Raw genomic sequence first — 1,329 nt, forward strand, 5'->3', positions numbered from 1 at the left:
TCCGGCGTCATCCGGCGTCATCCGGCGTCATCCGGCGTTCAGACTTCCATACACTCTTCGGCGCGTACCCCTCAGACCCCGCCGCGAAGGCCGTTGCCCGCAATGAGGGCGTCGTCCGCCATGCGTCGTTCAGACGCCCTCCGCCCGTCGCGGTCGTTCTGTCCCCAAGCCTCCATCCGAGCGTTTTTTTGTAGCGCGCGAGACGCATGACGCCACCAACAAAGAATTGTTGTGGCCGGGGGTGGCAAGCCGGTTTACGGCCGAATTTGCGGCATGAGAAAACGCTGGTGTCCTGAACGTTCTGGAGTTTCTTATTTTATATTTGGGAATTATGTCACATGTTGCTTGAAGGCAGGGGGGCGCTGTGCTAACTTGACGCTGTGGTTCATATTGCCGAGCGTCCTGTCAGGCTTTTTCGCTGTTGCATATGGCGTGCTGCCTGTGTTACCGCTGTGTAACAATACCGCCAATGGGCGTAACTGCCCGGCGCGACATATTTTTGCGCTCACGGTCCGGCGGCCATGCCGCCGGCGGCACAGGTTCCCAGGTTAGTAAAACCGGGGCTTTGTCATGAGTTCTGGAGCCGTCATGCCACTCTCACGCCTTTTGGGCTTTTTTTCGCGGACCGCCCGGCGGGCCGCAGCCGGAGCCTCGGCTTCAGACAGCGATGCCGAACGCTTCTTTGCCCTGCGGCATCATTCCTTCAAGCTTTTTCTCACGGCATGGAACACTTTTCAGGAAACCATGACCGCCCTTGAGTACACCCTGTGCTGTGACCATCCCTTTGGGCTTTACAGGGTGCGCGCCCTATGTACCAGCATGGCGACACAGGCGTTTCAGTGCATCAAGCAGCTGGAGCGGCTCGATCCCGCCCCCTGCGAAGCCCTGTACGCGCGGTTTGCCGAATTGCAAAACATGGTGGCGGACGACGTTTACGAACCGGAATCCTGCCTTCTGGGGCCTCTTGTGCTGCCGCTTGGGCCGGACGAAACGGATATGGAGGCTCTCAGCGGGCAGGGGCGGTCTCCGCTGGTTGATCCTGTGACCCTGCGGCTCGAAGATGTGCGCCGCCGTCTGCCCGATCTGGTTCCCAGGGGCTTTGTGGTCACTGCCGTGGGCTGCCAGCATTTTTTCCAGAGCGGCGAACTGCAGAGCGAGATCAACCGGCGCATACAGGCTGCCGGGGGCCTTGCCCCCAAACATCTTGCCAAGCTTTCGCGCAGCCTCGGCCAGTTGGTGGAAGATACCCCCATGCCTCAGGATCTGGCGGCGGAAATTCTGGCCGCTGTTGCCCGTTTGCGTGCCTCCTGTCCGCAGGGCATGCGGCTT

1 protein-coding gene is annotated in these 1,329 nt (G+C 60.4%); it reads left to right on the forward strand.

Annotated features, from left to right (window positions below; translation table 11 throughout):
* Nucleotides 1-588 precede the first annotated feature (588 nt).
* The coding region (locus tag V6C16_RS13450; RefSeq protein ID WP_333543461.1) for a PEP/pyruvate-binding domain-containing protein at nt 589-1,329 on the forward strand (741 nt) is incomplete at its 3' end.

Source organism: Desulfovibrio sp. 1188_IL3213 (genome assembly GCF_036763145.1).
GTDB lineage: Bacteria > Desulfobacterota > Desulfovibrionia > Desulfovibrionales > Desulfovibrionaceae > Desulfovibrio.